This is a genomic window from Saccharopolyspora sp. NPDC000359, assembly GCF_040300525.1.
GTDB lineage: Bacteria > Actinomycetota > Actinomycetes > Mycobacteriales > Pseudonocardiaceae > Saccharopolyspora.
Window position 1 is genome coordinate 41,045 of sequence record NZ_JBEPDU010000023.1, and the last position, 16,518, is coordinate 57,562.

Below are 16,518 nucleotides of genomic sequence, written 5' to 3' on the forward strand. Positions count from 1 at the left end.
GTGTGGGTGAGCCGCACCGGAGCCGAACCGCGAGAGGCTCAGCATCGGGGGCGAGCTGTGTGGGTGAGCCGTGCCGGGGATGAACCGCGAGGCCCGGCAGCTGGGGTAGGCCTGCGGGTGAGCCGTATGGGGCCGCACCGCGGGCTCGGCACCTGGCGCAGGGCCTTGCGGGGGAGCCGCACTGGGATTGATCCGTGTGGTTGCGCCGCAGGGCCGCGCTACCCGGGGTTTGAGCCGTCGGGTTGAGTCGCGCTCGCGGCTGGGCGGTGGCCGGGCCGCGCCGGGGCAGGCCCGGTTCGGCCCGGCGGGGCCCCAGCGCCGCTGACCGCCGTCAGGCTGGAGCCGAGGCCCGGTCGCTGCGCGGTGCTGGTCAGGACGGCCGGATGACGATCTCGGTCAGGTGGGCGTCGGCGCTGGCGTGGACCGCGGACACGATCGGCCCGGCCACCGACTCGGGGCGCAGGTAGTGCTCCGGCTGGAACTCGGCCTGCTCCTGCTCGCGGACGTTGCGCTGCATGTCGGTGGCGGTGCGGCCGGGGAACACCGAGGTGACCCGCACGCCGTTGGCGGCTTCCTCGGCGCGGAGCACGTCGGCGAAGGCGCGCAGTGCGAACTTGCTCGCGGCGTAGGAGCCCCAGTTCGGCTTCGCGGACAGCCCGGCGCCGGAGTTGACCAGCACGACGTGGCCCTGGCTCGCGCGCAGCGCGGGCAGCAGGAGCCGGGTCAGCTCGGTGACCGCGAACAGGTTCAGCTCGAACGTGCGCCGCCAGGAGTCGCTGGTGGTGTCGGCGACCGTGGCCAGCTCCACCAGACCGGCGCTGTGCACCACGACGTCGAGCCGGTCGATGTCGGCGACCGCGTCGGCGACGGCCTGGTGGTCGGTGAGTTCCACCGGCCACGGCTTGGCGCCGGGGAGCTCGTCGACGAGTGCTTGCAGCGCGTCGGCGTCGCGCCCGCCCAACAGCAGATCGTGCGTGTCGGAGAGCGAGCGGGCGACGGCGGCACCGATGCCTCGTGAGGCACCGGTGACCAGGGCAATTGGGCGTTCGGGCATGCCTCAACGGTAACGTCGGCGGGTCCTGGCGCGGTCACCGGCCGTCCCAACCGGCGGGCAGCCCCTTGACCCGGAAGGGGCAGGGGACTTAGGTCACTCGCGTGAGCGGAGTCGAGGACGCCCCTGCCGTCGTGCAGAACCGGATCCTGCGCAAGGTCGCGGTGCGGCTGATGCCGTTCCTGTGCCTGCTGTACTTCGTCAACTACCTGGACCGGGTCAACATCGGCTTCGCCGGCCCGAACGGGATGAACGACGAGCTCGGCCTGACCGCGACGGTCTTCGGCTTCGCCTCGGGGATCTTCTTCCTCGGCTACCTGGTGCTGGAGGTGCCGAGCAACCTCGCGCTGCACCGGTTCGGGGCGCGCAAGTGGCTCGCCCGCATCATGATCACCTGGGGCGCGGTGGCGACCGCGATGGCGTTCGTGCCGAACGCCACCACCCTGGTCGTGCTGCGCTTCCTGCTCGGGGTGGCCGAGGCCGGGTTCTTCCCGGGGATCATCCTGTACCTGACGTACTGGTTCCCGGCCGCGCAGCGGGCGAAGGCGGTCGCGCTGTTCATGACGGCAGTACCGGTGTCCAGCGCAATCGGGGCGACCGTGTCCAGCGCGCTGATCAGCAGCGGACACGGCATCTTCGGCCTGTCCGGCTGGCGGTTCATGTTCCTGGTCGAGGGCGTGCCGGCGATGCTGCTGGCGTTCGTCACCTGGTTCTACCTGACCGACCGCCCGTCGGAGGCGAAGTGGCTCACCGCCGAGGAGCGCACCTGGCTGGATGACCAGCTGGCGGCCGAGCGCGCGCAGACCGAGGCCGAGCACAGCTGGCCGCTGCGCAAGGCCCTCACCCACCCGCGGATCCTGGCCCTGGCGTTCGTGTACTTCGGCATCGCCTACGGCCTGTACGCGCTCGGGTTCTTCCTGCCCACCATCATCAAGGGCTTCGAGCAGCAGTACGGCACCGAGCTGTCGACCATGGAAACCGGCCTGATCACGGCGGTCCCCTACGTGATCGGTGCGGTGGCGATGGTGGTGTGGAGCGCGCACGGCGACCGGAAGCGGGAACGCGTGTGGCACGTCGCGCTGCCGCTGCTGCTCGGCGGTGTGAGCATCCCGATCGCGCTGTACCTGGGGAATCCGTTCCTGGCGATGGTCGCGGTGACGGTGTGCGCGGTCGGTGTCTGCTCGGCGCTGCCGACGTTCTGGGCGCTGCCCAGCAACTTCCTGGCCGGTGCGGCGGCAGCGGGCGGCATCGCGCTGATCAACTCGCTGGGCAACATCAGCGGTTTCGCTGCGCCCTACATCACCGGAGCCCTCAAGGACGCGACCGGATCGCAGCGCACCGGCCTGTGGGTCGTCGGCATCGTGATGGTCGCAGCGGCCATCACCGTGATCGTCCTGAAGGCCGCCCCACGCTCGGACTCCCCGGACCACACCTGACCGGTTCAGGCGCGGAAAATGCCGCGACTGGCCCTGCCCGTTCCTGCTAGCCTCGCCGCCATGTCCGCTGCTTCCGCCGCAGCCGCTGCGGCTGTGACCCGCACGCCCCGCTCCTAGCGGCGGCGCGGTCCTCCTGAACGTTCCGCTGCTTCGCGTCCAGACCGAAGCGGCAGTTTCGTGCTGCTCGGATCCACTTCGAGCAACGGAGTTCTCCTTGCAATCGGACATCCCCGTCCAGCGCCGGACCACCGGCGCGCGGCCATGGCTGGTCCTCGGGTCCCTGGCCATGCTCCAGTTCCTGATCGCTGTCGACGTCACGGTGGTCAACATCGCCCTGCCGTCGATAGGCGTCGAGTTCGGCGTGGACGAGCGCGTGCTGACCTGGGTGGTCGTCGGCTACGCCGTCACCGGCGGCGGTGTGCTCATGCTCGGCGGCCGCTTGGGCGATGTGCTCGGCCGACGCCGGGTGCTGCTGGTCGGCACCGCGGTGTTCGGCGCGGCCTCCCTCCTCGCCGGATTGGCACCGACGTTCCCGCTGCTGGTGGTCGCACGACTGCTGCAGGGCGTGGGCGAGGCGATCGCGCTCCCGGCGGCGATGGCGATGATCGTGCTGACCTTCCCCGAAGGCCCGCGCCGAACGCGGGCGCTGAGCGTGTGGGCGGTCGTCGCCAGCGCCGGTCTCGTGCTGGGGTTCGTGCTCTCAGGCGTCATCACCGAACTGCTCGGCTGGCGGTGGATCTTCCCGGTCGCCGTCCCGTTCACCCTGTACGTGGCCTGCGCGGCGCTGGTCCTCGTCCCGGCTGACCCGCCGGGGGAGCGCAAGCCGCTGGACCTGCCCGGGTCCTTGCTGCTCACGGCCGCTCCCCTGCTCTTCGTGCTCGGCGTCGTCGAAGCGGGCGAGGGCGGGTTGGCACCGTTGGCCCTGATCGGCGCGGTGCTCGCGAGCGCCCTGTTCGTCGTCGTGGAGCGCCGGGCGCCGAATCCGCTGGTCCCGCTGGCGTTCTTCCGCAACCGCACGAGGGTGCGCGCCAACCTCGCGACTGCGCTGCTCAGCGCCGCGTTGTCGACGTCGTTCCTGCTGTTCACCTTCCAGCTCCAGCAACGCGCGGGACTGACGCCGTTCGCCGCCGGAGTTGCGCTGCTCCCCCTGGCGGTGGCGCTGGTCGCGGCAGCGACGTTCGTGCCCCGTGTCGTGGGGCGCTGGGGTTCGCGAACCTGCGCGGTCGTCGGCATCGCGTCGACCGCGGCGGGCATGGCCGCCATCGCCGCAGGCGCCCACTTCGGCGCGGGAGCGGTCGAGACGATCCCGGCGATGATCCTGATCGCCGCGGGCATGGGCTTCGGCCTGGTCGGCCTCCAGCACGCGGCGGTCACCGGGGTCACGGACGACGACGCGGGAGTCGCCTCGGGTGTCCAGCGCGCCGCCGACCAACTCGGCGGCTCGTCGGGTGTCACGCTCTACATCGGAGTCGGCTTCGCGCCCGCGGTCCCCGGCGTCGACCCCTTCACCGCCAGCTGCGCGTTGGCGTTGGTGGGTCTCCTCGCCGCTGCCCTGATCGCTTGGCGCATCGAGGAACCGCAGAACGCCTGAACAGGGCCGGGCAGGCGAAGACCCTCCTACCGCCTGCCCGGCTCCTGCGGTGAGAACGCCAGACCGAGGAGTTCCAGGTCCACACCCAACACCGAACCTCATTCGAGGGAGTGGTTCCCGCACCTGGTGATGGTCGCGGCGACCACTGCTCTCAAAGACCGCCCCACGCACGCACTCCCCGCCTGACCCGACCGGTGTTCAGGGAGTGAGGACGATCTTTCCGAACTTCCCCGCCCCGGACAGGTGGGTGTACGCGTCGTCGTGGGCTTGGAGGGGGTAGGTCGCTTCGATCGGAACCCGAACCCGGCCCTGCGCCAGGAGCGGGACGACGTGGGTGCGGAGGCGGTGCGCCAGCAGCGCCTTCTCCGCGGGACTGCGGCCGCGGATGGTGGTCCCGATGAGGCGGGCGCGCTTGAGCATGAGGTCGAACATCCTCAGCGGAGCGGTCATCCCTCCCTGGACGCCCACGATCAGGATCCGCCCGCCGGTCCGCAGCAGCTGCACGCGGTCCAGGCAGTCGTCTCCACCGACCAGTTCGACGATGACGTCGAATGGTCCGCAGTCGGCCTCACCGTCTGGCGTGACGACCTCGAGGCGACCGTTCTCCGGCACGAGCGAAGCGACCTCGCCGTGGAGCTCGGTGCGCCGCACGCTCGCGACCACGTCGGCTCCGGAGATCGCGGCGATCTGGACCATCGCGGTGCCGACCCCGCCCGCCGCACCGGTGATCAGCACCCGCTCCCCGGCTGCGATGCCCGCCTGGGTGACGAGCGCGTCCCACGCGGTGCTGAACGCCTCCGGGAACCCACCTGCCTGCGACCATGGGGTGGTGTCCGGGACCGGGAGGAGCAGGTCGGTGGGCACGGCGATGCGCTCGGCATGTCCACCGCCACCGACCAGCGCCATCACGCGATCGCCCACCTGGGCACCTCGCACCGACGAGCCCACTTCGAGGACTTCGCCGGAGACCTCCAACCCGGGGATGTCGGCGGGCCAGCCGGTGGGCGCCGGGTAGTCCCCGCGCGCTTGCTGCAGGTCCGCGGCGTTGAGCCCGGCCCCGCGGACACCGATGAGGACCTGGTCCGGTTGGAGGACGGGGTCCGGGCGCTGCCGGAGCTCGAACCGACCACTGGCGATGGTGACCGCGCGCATGACGCGATGCTAGGCCGCAGCGGTGAACAACATCGGCGCACCAACACAGGGCGCGCCCCGCTGGTCCCGGGCAGGCGCGCGCTCAACCCGGGAGCGCAACGAGGGCCTCCGGTCCGTGCCGGAGACCCCCGCGCTCGCAAGGTGGGATCAGCGTCGGCCGATCTCACCGCCGTCCTTGCGCCACACCGCCACGACGGACGGGCGCGGCTGGGAGTCACCGCCGTCGGGCCAGTGCGAGGCCGGGTTGTCCGCGCTCGCGCCGTCGAGCTCGCCCGGGTGCTGGACGCTCACCGTCACCAGGGTGTCGCGGACCACCGGGCCGCAGGTCTCCGCGCCGTTCGGCACGGTCAGGAACTGCTTGACGAAGCCGCGCTCCGGGCCGTCCACCGGCACCGCGAACAGGCCGTCGTTGCTGTCCAGCGCGTTGCCGTCGGTGGAGATCCACAGGTTGCCGTGCCGGTCGAAGGCCACGTTGTCCGGGCACGAGATCGGGCTGACCCGCGACTTGTCGAAGCCGCCGAAGTAGGTGCTCGGGTCGTTCGGGTCGCCGCACACCAGCAGCAGGTTCCAGCGCAGCTCGGTGCCGGTGGCGTCGTCGTCGATCTCCAGCACGTGGCCGTGCTTGTTGCCGACCCGCGGGTTGGCCTCGTCCGGTGCGGCGTTGCCGGTCGACCCGCGGTTGGAGTTGTTGGTCAGCGCGCAGTAGATGCGGCCGTTGACCGGGTTCGGCTGGATGTCCTCCGGCCGGTCCATCTTGGTCGCGCCCACCGCGTCGGCGGCGAGGCGGGTGAAGATGTAGACCTCCTCGGCGGTGAAGCCGGGCACGAACGACTTGTCGCCGCTGGCCAGCGGGATCCACTCACCGGTGCCGTCGAAGGCGCCGTCGGAGGGCAGCTTGCCGGTGCCGTCGATCTCGCCCGCCGGGCTGTTGCCGCTGAACTTCGCGACGTAGAGCGTGCCGTCGTCGAGCAGCGTCATGTTGTGCCGCCGGGCGTGCGCGCTCCTGCCCTTCTTCATCTTGCCGTGGGAGACGAACTTGTAGATGTAGTCGAAGCGCTCGTCGTCACCGGAGTAGGCGACGACCCGGCCGTCCTCGGCGACCTTGACCGCCGCGCCCTCGTGCTTGAACCGGCCGAGCGCGGTGTGCTTGATCGGCGTGGAGCGCGGGTCGTGCGGGTCGATCTCGACGATCCAGCCGAAGCGGTTGGCCTCGTTGGGTTCCTGCGCGAGGTCCCAGCGCCTGTCGAACTGCTCCCACTTGCGGGTGCTGGTCGTGCCCTTGAAGCCGTAGCGGGCGAGGCGCTCCTTGGCGACCGGGTCGGTGATCGAGTCGGCGTTGGCGAAGTACTGGTTGAAGTTCTCCTCGCCGGACAGGATGGTGCCCCACGGCGTCAGGCTGCCCGCGCAGTTGTTCTGCGTGCCGAGCACCGTGGTGCCGGTGGGGTCGGCGGAGGTCTTGAGGTGGTCGCTGCCCGCGGCCGGTCCGCGCAGCTCGAACGGTGTGTTCAGGGTGATGCGGCGGTTGTACCGGCTCGGTCGCACCTGGAGGCCGCCCCGGCGCTCCCGCTCGACGTAGACGACCGACAGGCCGTGCGCGGCCCACGCGATGCGCACCTGCTCCTCGGTCGGGTTGTTCTCGTCGTACCCGGTGAACATGTGGGTTTCGGTGGTGTACTCGTGGTTGACCACCAGCAGGTTCCGCTTGCCGCTGCCGTCCAGGGGGACCAGCTCGGCGAAGTCGTTGTTGTAGCCGAACTGCTGCTCCTGCGCGGCAGCGGTCTGGTTGGCGAAGTCGAACTCGGGGGCGCCGGGCACTACCGGGTCGCCCCAGCGGATCACGATGCCCTGCTCGTAGCCCTCCGCGGTGACCACGGCGTCTTCGGTGTTCGGGGCGACCGCGGTGAAGTCGGTGCCCGGGATGCTCCCGTGGCCTGGTCGGCGCAGCGGCGCTGGCGCAGCGGCGGCCGCGGTGCCGGTCAGCGCGGCCGCGCCACCGATGGCCAGCGCGAAGGCGCCGCTGGCCTTCAGCGCGTTGCGCCGGCTGAGCGCGCCTTCGACGATGTCGCCGAAGTAGGAGTTGCCCGAGGTGTTGGGCGCTTCGTGCGCGCAGGCGTTGCCGCACCGGTACTTGCAGGTCACCGAGGCGCGGTTCGCCGAGTGGTGGGGAAGCAGCGGCAGCGGGATGACCCGCCCGTTGTCCGGTCGGGGAGACAAGCGGACCTCCAAGTGCTCGTCGGGAACAACCGGACGCTAAGGCGATCAGGCGATGGTTCCAGTACGCGGAGGTGAACGACGGCCGAACTTGCGGCGCAGAGTTGTCGAAACTGCCCGCTGATCTGCCAAAAGAGGTGACACGGGGTAGTGGCTCGATCACATCGGTGTTCGAGAGCGGGGGCGTGGCGGGTCGACGGTCCACCGGGAGGCCGTGGACTACCGCTAGCCTCGCCGCCGAGCTGGGCAGCAATTCGTCCCGGGACTGAACGCCGGTCGTGGGCCCGGAAAAATCGGTGTCGCCCGGCGTTGTCCTGCTGCTAACTTCGCGCCATGGCTTCCTTCGCCGTTGTCGTCATCGCGCGGCTGCGCTCCGCCTAGGCGGCGCAGCAACCGCTCTTGGCGCCGCCGTCCGCGTCCGGGCTCCCGCTCCGACGCGCGGTCCGTCGTGCCTTGAGGTGCCACGCCGACCTGTGCTCGCGGGGCCCGGTTCCCACCGGTCCGCGAAGCGCAGGAGAAGCTCACCATGTCCACCCGCCGCAGGTCGGCGCGCGACCACGCGCGCCGCGAACTGGGCCAGAACTTCCTGGTCGACGAAGGCGCAGCCCGCCACCTGGTCGACCTCCTGGAACCAACCCAGACCCCGGTCGTGGAACTCGGCGCCGGAAGCGGCGCGATCACCCGCCACCTGGTCCACAGTGGACGAGAGGTGGTCGCCGTCGAACTCGATCCGCACTGGGCGAACCACCTCCGGGAAGCCTTCCCGCGCGTCCGCGTGGTCCGCTGCGACATGCTCGACTACCGCTTCCCCTCGTCGGAGCACGCGGTGATCGGCAACCTCCCCTTCGGTCTCACGACCTCGATGACACGCCGCCTGCTGGCCGAGGAGTCCTGGTCAGAAGCGGTCCTGCTGGTCCAGTGGGAAGTCGCCCGTAAGCGTGCGAAGGCCACCAACCAACTGAACGCCCAGTGGGCCCCCTGGTACGAGTTCCACCTCCACGGCAAGGTCCCAGCCCGCTCATTCCGCCCCCAACCGGCAGCGGACGGCGGAGTCCTCAAACTCACCAGGAGACCCCGACCCCTGCTGCCCCTGAAACACCAACGCAGCTACCAGGAATTCGTCGAAGCAGTGTTCACCGGTAGGGGCCGAGGAATGACGGAAATCGTCCGCAACGCAACCGGTCACCACATCAGGGACCTGCCGCCCCTACCCAAAGACCTCCCCACCGAAGCCTGGCCACGCCTCTACACCAGGACCACCTGACCACAACCCCGAAGACCCCAGAACCAAAGCCAAGGACCAGAGCCAAGACCAAGGACCGAGAACGAAGGCCAAAGCCAGGCCCAAGAACCAAGGCTAGGGACCAAGAACCAAGGTCAAGGCCAAGGCCTCTCCTGCGGCCGACCGAGGGGTGGTGAGGGTTGCAATTTCGATTGAAACTGCCTCACCGCCCCACCGCAGGTTCCGTCGAGAACGACGGCAATTTCGATTGAAATTGCATCAACCCAACGCAACCAACCCCACCGCTTCGAACCCAAACCCAACCAGGCACCCAACCCCCGGTACGACCGCCCCCGCCCCTAGTGAACGTTGCGTTCTCAACCAACCCAGGTCTACGTTCACTAGTGAACGCTCCGTCTCCTGGGGAGGTCCCCGTGGACCTGGTCCGCCCACTCCGGGCATTCACCCGAGCCGACCTCGCGACCGCCGGGGGCAAGGCGGCGAACCTGGGCGACCTCGTCAACGCCGGTTTCTCCGTCCCCGACGGCTTCGTGATCACCACCGACGCCTACACCCTGGTCGCGAGGTCGACGAACCCCGACAACCCGGCCGAACTGCGAACCGAGCTCGAAGCGGTCCCCGTGCCCGACGAGCTGCGCCAGGCCATCACCACCGCCTACCGCGACCTGGCAGGCGGCCCGGTCGCGGTGCGGTCGAGCGCCACCGCCGAGGACCTGCCCGGAGCCGCGTTCGCCGGGCAGCAGGACACCTACCTCAACGTCGTCGGCGAGGCGGCGCTGCTCGACGCGGTGCGCCGCTGCTGGGGTTCGCTCTGGACGGACCGCGCGATCGCCTACCGGGACAAGCGCGGCATCCCGCCGGAGGACGTGCGCATCGCGGTGGTGGTGCAGCGGATGGTCGACGCCGAGTCCGCCGGGGTCGTGTTCACCGCGAACCCGGTCACCGGTGATCGGCAGCAGCTCGTGGTCGACGCGAGCAGTGGCCTGGGCGAGGCGGTGGTCTCCGGCCTGGTCACACCCGACCACTACGTGCTGACGCCGGAGGGGCAGGTCCACGAGTGGTCGCCGGGTCGCCGCGAGGTGGTGATCAGGAGCAAGGCGGGCGGCGGCGTCACCGAGCAGACCGGTGCCGTCGCCGAGCGGCTGCCCGACGAGGTGCTCGCGGAGCTCGCGCGGCTCGGCACCGAGGTCGCCGCGCACTTCGGGCGCCCGCAGGACATCGAGTGGGCCTGCGCAGCTGGTCGGGTGCTGTTGTTGCAGGCCAGGCCGATGACGGCGCTGCCGCCGCCGCCGCTGGAGCTGAACCGCGTCCAGCGCAAGCTCGGCTCGATCCTGCTCGAGTACATCCCGCACCGGCCGTACCCGATCGACATGTCGACATGGGTACCGCGCGGTCCGGTCGGGCTGATGGCCCGCGTGACCAGCGCCTACGGGCTCCGGGGCGCGTTCGAGAACTTCCTGCCGGAGGTCGACGGCGTGGTGGACCGGATGATCCCGCCGTCGCCGCGCCCGTCGCTGCGGATGCTGGCGACGCCGTTCGAGCTGCTCTCCCGCGCCTGCCGCTACGACCCGGCGCGCTGGACGGCGGATCCGCGGTTCATCCGGTTCCGAGCCGACATCCGCGAGCTCGCCGCCCTCGACCTGGCGGCGATGCCGTGGTCGGAGCTGGTCCGCGTGCCCGGGCGGGCGCTCGACGCGGTGGACCCGGTCGCCGACCTGCGCATCGACTACCTCCCGGCGACCGGGCTGTCGCTGCTGCGCTTGCTCATCGCGCTCAAGGTCATCGGGCGCTCGGAGCTGATGGGCGATCTGATCGCTGGCGCGCACACCCGCACCTCGGACGCCAACCGCGCGCTGGAGTCCCTGGCCGCCCAGGTGCGGGCGGATCCGCAGCTGAAGGCGGCGGTCGACGGCCTCGACCCGGCGGGGCTGGCCGACTTCCCGGAGTTCCAGGCGGACTTCGCGGCGTTCCTGGCCGAGTACGGCCACCGCGAGACCGAAACCCCGGTCCTGGTCACACCGCCGACCTGGGGCGAATCGCCGGCAACGGTGCTCGGACTGGTCAAGGTGCTGGCCGCTGGAGAGCCCAATCCCGTCAGGCGCGCGGACCGGGAGCTGCGCAGCCCGCTCCTGCGCCGGTGGCTGCGACGCGCCCGCGACGGTGTCGCCTTCCGCGAGGACAGCCACTTCTACTTCACGATGCCGCAGCCGATCCTGCGCCGGTCACTGCTGGAGATCGGTCGCCGACTGGTCGGCGCCGGAGTGCTCGACGAGCCGGAGCAGGTCTTCCACCTGCGGCTGGAGGAGCTGGAGGCGATCAGCGACCCGTCCCGGGCCGAGCGGCTGCGCGGGCTCGTCGCAGCCCGGTCGGCCCGCCGCGAGGAGCTGGCGGGGGTCCGGCTCATCGACCCGAGCTCGGTCTTCCCGCGCGAGGACGGCGCTGACGCGCTGGTGTCCGGGACCCCGGCCAGCGGCGGCCGGGCCACCGGCCCGGCCCGGATCATCCGCGAACCGGCCGAGTTCCCCCGGCTGGGCAGCGGTGACGTGCTGGTCTGCCGCTACACGAACCCGTCGTGGACACCGCTGTTCCAGCGCGCCGCGGCGGTGGTGGTGGACTCCGGCGGCCCCGCCTCGCACGCCGCGGTCGTGGCCCGCGAGTACGGCATCCCGGCGGTGATGGGCACGGCGACCGGCACCAGCGAGATCACCGACGGGATGGTCATCACCGTCGACGGCGGCACCGGGCGGGTCGTCCCGGCGCACCCCGAGGAGCCCGCCGCATGACCACGACCGACCACCGCAAGCTCCCCCGCCGCCGCGGCGACGAGCTCACCGCCGCGATATTCGCGGCGACCTTGGCCGAACTGGCGGAGGTCGGCTACGCGGGCCTGACCATGGAACGCGTCGCGGAACGCGCCAGGACCGGCAAGGCGTCGCTGTACCGGAGGTGGTCGAGCCGCGTGGAGCTGGTGCTCGCCGCCGTCTACAGCGCCTGGCCGGAACCGGACGAGGCGGTTGACACCGGCACCCTGCGCGGCGACCTGCTCGCGATGCTGCGCCACCACGCCGAGGTGCTGGCGGGCCCGGCGGGTGAGGCGCTGCGGGGCCTGCTCGGGGACGTGCTGGCGGACGAGGACCGGATGGTGCGGCTGCGCCGCTTCTCCCGAGCGCGGGGTAGGCGGACGATGGCGGAGGTCATCCGGCGGGCGGTCGAGCGCGGCGAGGTACCGGCGGAGGTCCCGGCCCGCCGCCTGGAGGTCGGCCAAGCGATGCTCCGCCAGCAGTTCCTCTTCGGCGGCACCCCGATCCCGGACGAGGTGATCGTGGAGATCGTGGACGACGTGCTGGTCCCGCTGTTCACGAAGTAGCACTCGTGAGTGGCGGTGGTGGTGAGGACGACCATCGCCACTCACGAGGAGAGGGCGCGCCACCAGGGGTGGGCTTCGGTCGTCGGGAACATCCCCTCGCCGAGGACCACCCGGAACGGGTTCGCGCCGATCACCGCCCAGGCGTGCCTGGCGTGCTCAGCCGGGAAGTCCGGGCTCGTGACCAGGTCGAAGAGGTCGTCGAAGGCGTCGGTGAACAGCTCGCTCAGTTCTTCGCCGAGCCGGTCGTACGCGCCGTCGCGCAGGTGCGCGGCCAGCTCGTCCAGGTCCATCCGCGCGGTCGCCGGGTCGTCCTCGTGCAGGTGGTCGGCCGCTTCGAGGCAGAGCTCGCGCAGGTCGTCCGGGACCTCGACGACGGACGGCAGGGTGCTGAACGCCGCCATCAGGTCACCCGGGTCCTGGCGCGGGAGGCCCTTGGCCTTGCCGAGGCAGTACGGGACGAACTGCGGGTACTCCATGGCGTGTGCCGCCTGCGCCACGCGCACCCAGAACTCGGTCGGCAGCTCGTCGGTCCTGCCGTCCTCATCCGCCCAGTGCCCGATGAAGTGCAGGGCGTTCATCCAGAGGTGGTTGTACTCGTAGGCGATGCAGTCGGCCAGCTCCCCGGCCTGTCCGCTGTCGTGGCGCAACGCCTCCGGGGCGAGTTCGGTGGCCGTGGTCAGGTGGTCCACCAGACCGCCCGCGGGGTAGGTCAGGCCAGCTGTCAACCATTCGGGGTACATTCCACGTCCTCCTCTCGGGTCGACCACCGGACGGGTCGACGCACGAGCTCTGGGACGGTGGTGCGGGCACCGGTGGTTCCGGCCCGGCCGCTGGTATCGAGATCAGTTCCCGCCGCGGAGCGACCACTGGCCTGTGTGGACTAACGCGGTGGGCACCGTGGTGCGTCGGTGCCCACCGCGCGGATCAGCGCCAGACGGCCACCACCGAGGGGCGGGGCTGGGAGTCACCGCCGTCAGGCCAGTGCGAGGCCGGGTTGTCCGCGCTCGCCCCGTCGATCTCGCCGGGGTGCTGTGCGGAGACCAGGACCAGGTCGTCCTGGACGATCGGGCCGCAGGCCTCCGCGCCGCGCGGCACGGACAGGAACTGCATCACGTGGCCGCGGTGCGCGCCTTCCAGCGGGACGGCGTAGAGGCCGTCGTTGGCGCCCAGGGCTTCCGAGGAGTCCGTGCTGATCCAGAGGTTGCCGTGGCTGTCGAAGGTCACGTTGTCCGGGCAGGAAATCGGGCTGACCTGGGACTTGTCGAACCCGCCGAAGTAGGTGGCGGGGTCGTCGGGGTCGCCGCAGACCAGCAGCAGCCGCCAGGTGAAGTGGGTGCCCGCCGGGTCGTCGTCGAGCTCCAGGACCTGGCCGTGCTTGTTGGCGGTGCGCGGGTTCGGCTCGTCGGCGGGTGCCTTGCCGTCCGGGCCGCGGTCGGAGTTGTTGGTCAGCGCGGCGTAGACGCGGCCGGTGGTCGGGTGCGGTTCGACGTCCTCCGGGCGGTCCATCTTCGTGGCGCCGACCTGGTCGGCGGCCAGCCGGGTGAAGACGTAGACCTCCTCGGCGGTCATGCCGTCCACGAAGCTGGTGTCGTTGTGCGCCAGCGCGATCCACTCGCCGGTGCCGTCGAACTCGCCGTCGGCCGGGAGCTCGCCGGTGCCGTCGATCTCGTCCGGGCTGTCGCCGGTGAGCTTGGCGACGTAGAGGGTGCCCGAGTCCAGCAGCGCCATGTTGTGCCGCCGGGCGTGGGCGCTGCTGCCGCGCTTGACCTTGCCGTCGGAGACGAAGCGGTACAGGTACTCGAACTTCTCGTCGTCGCCCATGTACGCCACGGCGCGGCCGTCGTCGGCGATGCGGATGTTGGCGCCCTCGTGCTTGAAGCGGCCCAGGGCGGTGTGCTTGACCGGCGTCGAGCTCGGGTCGTGGGGGTCGAGCTCGATGATCCAGCCGAACCGGTTCGGCTCGTTGACCTGCTGGGCGAGGTCCCAGCGGGAGTCGAAGCGCTCCCACTTGCGCTCGGTGGCGGTGCCCTTGATGCCGTAGCGGGCCAGCCGTTCCCGCGTCGCCGGGTCGGTGACCTGGTCGGCGTTGGCGAAGTACTGGTGGATGTTCTCCTCGCCGGACAGGATGGTGCCCCACGGCGTGACGCCGCCGGAGCAGTTGTTCATGGTGCCGAAGGAGCGCGTGCCGGTCGGGTCGACCGGGGTCTTCAGCAGGTCGCTGCCCGCGGCCGGTCCGCGCAGCTCGAACGGGGTGTTGAGGGTGATCCGGCGGTTGCGCCGGTCCAGCACGGGCTTCGGCGCGCCGTCGCCGGTTTCGAGCACGACCACGGACAGCCCGTGCGCCGCCCACGCGACGCGGACCTGCTGCTCGGTGGGGTTGTCCGGGTCGTAGCCGCGGAACAGGAACTCCTCGGTGGTGTACTCGTGGTTGTTCACCATCAGCCGCCGCTTGCCGTCGAGCGGCAGCAGCGCGCAGAAGTCGTTGTTGTAGCCGAACTGGGCTTCCTGGGCCTCGGGCGTCTGGTTGTCGAAGTCGAACTCCGGCGCACCGGGCAGAATCGGGTCACCCCAGCGGATCACCACGTCGTGCTGGTAGCCGTCCGGGACGACCACGGCGTCCGCGCTGTTCGGCCGCACCGGGGTGAAGTCCAGACCTGGGGGCGGGCCGGGTGCCGCCGCGGCGGGCCGGGCGCTGAGGCCGGGGAGCACCGCCGCGGAGGCCGCCACCACGGCACCTGCCCGGAGGAACCCGCGCCGGTCCAGCGCGGCGGCCAGCAGGTCGCCGAAGTACGGGTTGTCCGTGGGGTTCGGCGGGTGTTCGGAGCACTGGTCGCCGCAGCGGTAGCGGCAGGTCAGGCGCGACCGACCGGTGGAGAGCAGGGGCAGGAGTCGGCGTTCGTCCGGCTGTGGTGGCACCGGTACCTCCAAGCAGTTCGGGAAACGGCTTGGAGCGTATGCCAAGGTGAACGATCGGCAAGAGTTTTGCGGAAAACAGGTGAATTCTTGTCGATGACTTGCCTCCGGTACGACGAACGGGCCGCCACGTGGGCGGCCCGTCCGGTCGGGGTGGCTCAGAACTCCTCGCCGACCAGCGCGGCCTCGGCGGGGACCTGGTGGGCGTCTCCCTTGGAGCGCAGCTCCAGGGAGAGCAGACCGGCCGCGATCACGCAGAGCACCGCGCCGACGGCGAACGGCGCGTGGTCCGAGCCGAACCAGGTTGCGACGTGCCCGACGAGGGTGGCCGCGACCGCGCCGCCGAGCCAGCGCAGGAAGTTGTAACCGGCGCTGGCCACCGGACGGGGCGCGTTGCTGATGCTCATGGCCGTTCCGGTGAACAGGGTGTTCAGCAGGCCGGAGGCCAGCCCGCTGAGGATGACCGCGACGACCACCACGGGCTTGGAGCCGATGGCCATCACGCCGAGCAGGACCGCGAAGGCCAGCACCGCGATGATGGTGCCGCCGACCTCGCCGAAGCGGGCCGCCAACCGCGGGGCCAGGAACACCCCGGCGAGTGCGACGCACAAACCCCAGCCGAAGAACACCAGGCCGACCGCGATCGCGCCGAACTCCAGCACGAACGGCGCCCAGGCCAGCACGATGAAGAACGCGGCGGTGTAGAAGGCCGAGCCCAGCGCGGTGCGCAGCAGGCCGCCGTGGCCGAGCGCGCGGATCGGGTCGAGGAGCCGGACCTTGGCGCGCCCGGCGCGGTCGCCGTCCTTGGGCAGGAAACCGGCGGACAGGACGAGCGCGATCGCCATCAGCACCGCGGTCCCGGCGAACGGCCCGCGCCAGGAGATGTTGCCCAGCAGGGCGCCCAGCAGCGGTCCGGTGGACAGGCCGATGCCGAGCGCCGCCTCGTAGAGCATGATGGCGGCGCCCTGACCGCCGCTGGCCGCACCGACGATCACCGACAGCGCGGTGGCGATGAAGAACGCGTTGCCCAGGCCCCACACCGCGCGCAGCGCGACGAGCTGGCCGATCGAGCTGGCCAGCGCGCACAGCAGCGTGGCGACGACGATCAGCACCAGCCCGGTGACCACGGTCCGCTTCGCGCCGAAGCGGGCGCTGAACGCGCCGGTGATGAGCATGGCCACGACCTGCACGCCCAGGTAGGACGAGAACAGCAGGGTGACCTGCTCGGGCCCGGCGCGCAGGGCCTCGGCGATGGACAGCAGGATCGGGTCGACGAGACCGATGCCCATGAAGGCGATCACGGCGGCGAAGGCGGTGATCCACACCGCCCTCGGTTGCCCCTTGAACACGTCGAGAAACCGAACGTCATGCTCGGCGCTCATCGGCCGACACCCCTCGCAGCTGGAAGTAACCTCGTTCGCAAGGCTAACAATTTTTGGTTAGCAGCCCAAACGAACATGAGGGAGCTCACCGCCGCAAGGGGCCGACCAGTGGAAACCGAGGTGGGGCCGGTTCGACCAGGTGGCGGGTGCGGGCCGGTCGCGGCCGGTCCGC

The 16,518-nt window shown here is 71.0% G+C and carries 11 protein-coding genes; 5 read left to right on the forward strand and 6 right to left on the reverse strand.

All coding sequences use genetic code 11. The features are described from left to right. Nucleotides 1-370 precede the first annotated feature (370 nt). Nucleotides 371-1,054, reverse strand: coding sequence for an SDR family oxidoreductase (locus ABT324_RS16710; RefSeq protein ID WP_351177546.1), 684 nt, complete (start codon nucleotides 1,052-1,054; stop codon nucleotides 371-373). A gap of 170 nt (nucleotides 1,055-1,224) precedes the next feature. Between ABT324_RS16710 and ABT324_RS16715 the strand changes: the two genes are divergently transcribed. Further along, nucleotides 1,225-2,487: an MFS transporter gene (locus tag ABT324_RS16715; RefSeq protein ID WP_351177704.1), complete on the forward strand. Its 1,263-nt coding sequence runs from the start codon at nucleotides 1,225-1,227 to the stop codon at nucleotides 2,485-2,487. Nucleotides 2,488-2,701: 214 nt separating this feature from the next. Next, entirely contained in the window at nucleotides 2,702-4,078 is a 1,377-nt protein-coding gene (locus ABT324_RS16720; protein WP_351177549.1) for an MFS transporter, read from the forward strand. 198 nt (nucleotides 4,079-4,276) lie between these two features. Here ABT324_RS16720 and ABT324_RS16725 read toward each other — a convergent pair whose 3' ends face one another. Together ABT324_RS16725 and ABT324_RS16730 are read right to left on the reverse strand one after the other, a co-directional pair. Continuing rightward, the gene (locus ABT324_RS16725) at nucleotides 4,277-5,230 is read right to left on the reverse strand and encodes an alcohol dehydrogenase catalytic domain-containing protein (RefSeq protein ID WP_351177552.1); all 954 of its coding nucleotides are present in this window, start codon (nucleotides 5,228-5,230) and stop codon (nucleotides 4,277-4,279) included. 147 nt (nucleotides 5,231-5,377) lie between these two features. Beyond that, a complete protein-coding gene (locus ABT324_RS16730) occupies nucleotides 5,378-7,444 on the reverse strand; it encodes a PhoX family protein (RefSeq protein ID WP_351177555.1) in 2,067 nt (688 codons plus the stop codon). Nucleotides 7,445-7,967: 523 nt separating this feature from the next. On the opposite strand from ABT324_RS16730, the gene erm reads away from it, so the two are divergent. The 3 genes from erm (at nucleotide 7,968) to ABT324_RS16745 (ending at nucleotide 12,051) form a co-directional block, all read left to right on the forward strand. Further along, nucleotides 7,968-8,705, forward strand: coding sequence for a 23S ribosomal RNA methyltransferase Erm (erm, locus tag ABT324_RS16735; RefSeq protein WP_351177558.1), 738 nt, complete (start codon nucleotides 7,968-7,970; stop codon nucleotides 8,703-8,705). A gap of 392 nt (nucleotides 8,706-9,097) precedes the next feature. Continuing rightward, nucleotides 9,098-11,467 (forward strand): PEP/pyruvate-binding domain-containing protein, encoded by a 2,370-nt coding sequence (locus ABT324_RS16740; RefSeq protein ID WP_351177561.1) that lies wholly within the window; start codon nucleotides 9,098-9,100, stop codon nucleotides 11,465-11,467. Next, nucleotides 11,464-12,051 carry a TetR/AcrR family transcriptional regulator gene (locus ABT324_RS16745; protein WP_351177564.1) on the forward strand — a complete coding sequence of 196 codons (588 nt, stop codon included), beginning with the start codon at nucleotides 11,464-11,466 and terminating at the stop codon, nucleotides 12,049-12,051. Before ABT324_RS16740 ends, ABT324_RS16745 begins: the two co-directional genes overlap by 4 nt. A gap of 41 nt (nucleotides 12,052-12,092) precedes the next feature. Here ABT324_RS16745 and ABT324_RS16750 read toward each other — a convergent pair whose 3' ends face one another. From ABT324_RS16750 to ABT324_RS16760, 3 genes are all read right to left on the reverse strand, one after another. After that, entirely contained in the window at nucleotides 12,093-12,791 is a 699-nt protein-coding gene (locus ABT324_RS16750; protein ID WP_351177567.1) for a hypothetical protein, read from the reverse strand. Between the two features lie 184 nt (nucleotides 12,792-12,975). Beyond that, complete coding sequence (locus ABT324_RS16755; RefSeq protein ID WP_351177570.1) at nucleotides 12,976-14,967, reverse strand: PhoX family protein; 1,992 nt, start codon at nucleotides 14,965-14,967, stop codon at nucleotides 12,976-12,978. A gap of 155 nt (nucleotides 14,968-15,122) precedes the next feature. After that, complete coding sequence (locus ABT324_RS16760; protein WP_351177573.1) at nucleotides 15,123-16,346, reverse strand: MFS transporter; 1,224 nt, start codon at nucleotides 16,344-16,346, stop codon at nucleotides 15,123-15,125. Between the last annotated feature and the right edge of the window lie 172 nt (nucleotides 16,347-16,518).

What these genes read in the sequence shown, in the direction of transcription:
- ABT324_RS16710 (WP_351177546.1), bottom strand. Translation starts at nt 1,054, where the DNA reads ATGCCCGAACGCCCAATTGCCCTGGTCACCGGTGCCTCACGAGGCATC.
- ABT324_RS16715 (WP_351177704.1), top strand. Translation starts at nt 1,225, where the DNA reads ATGCCGTTCCTGTGCCTGCTGTACTTCGTCAACTACCTGGACCGGGTC.
- ABT324_RS16725 (WP_351177552.1), bottom strand. Translation starts at nt 5,230, where the DNA reads ATGCGCGCGGTCACCATCGCCAGTGGTCGGTTCGAGCTCCGGCAGCGC.
- erm (WP_351177558.1), top strand. Translation starts at nt 7,968, where the DNA reads ATGTCCACCCGCCGCAGGTCGGCGCGCGACCACGCGCGCCGCGAACTG.
- ABT324_RS16745 (WP_351177564.1), top strand. Translation starts at nt 11,464, where the DNA reads ATGACCACGACCGACCACCGCAAGCTCCCCCGCCGCCGCGGCGACGAG.
- ABT324_RS16750 (WP_351177567.1), bottom strand. Translation starts at nt 12,791, where the DNA reads ATGTACCCCGAATGGTTGACAGCTGGCCTGACCTACCCCGCGGGCGGT.
- ABT324_RS16760 (WP_351177573.1), bottom strand. Translation starts at nt 16,346, where the DNA reads ATGAGCGCCGAGCATGACGTTCGGTTTCTCGACGTGTTCAAGGGGCAA.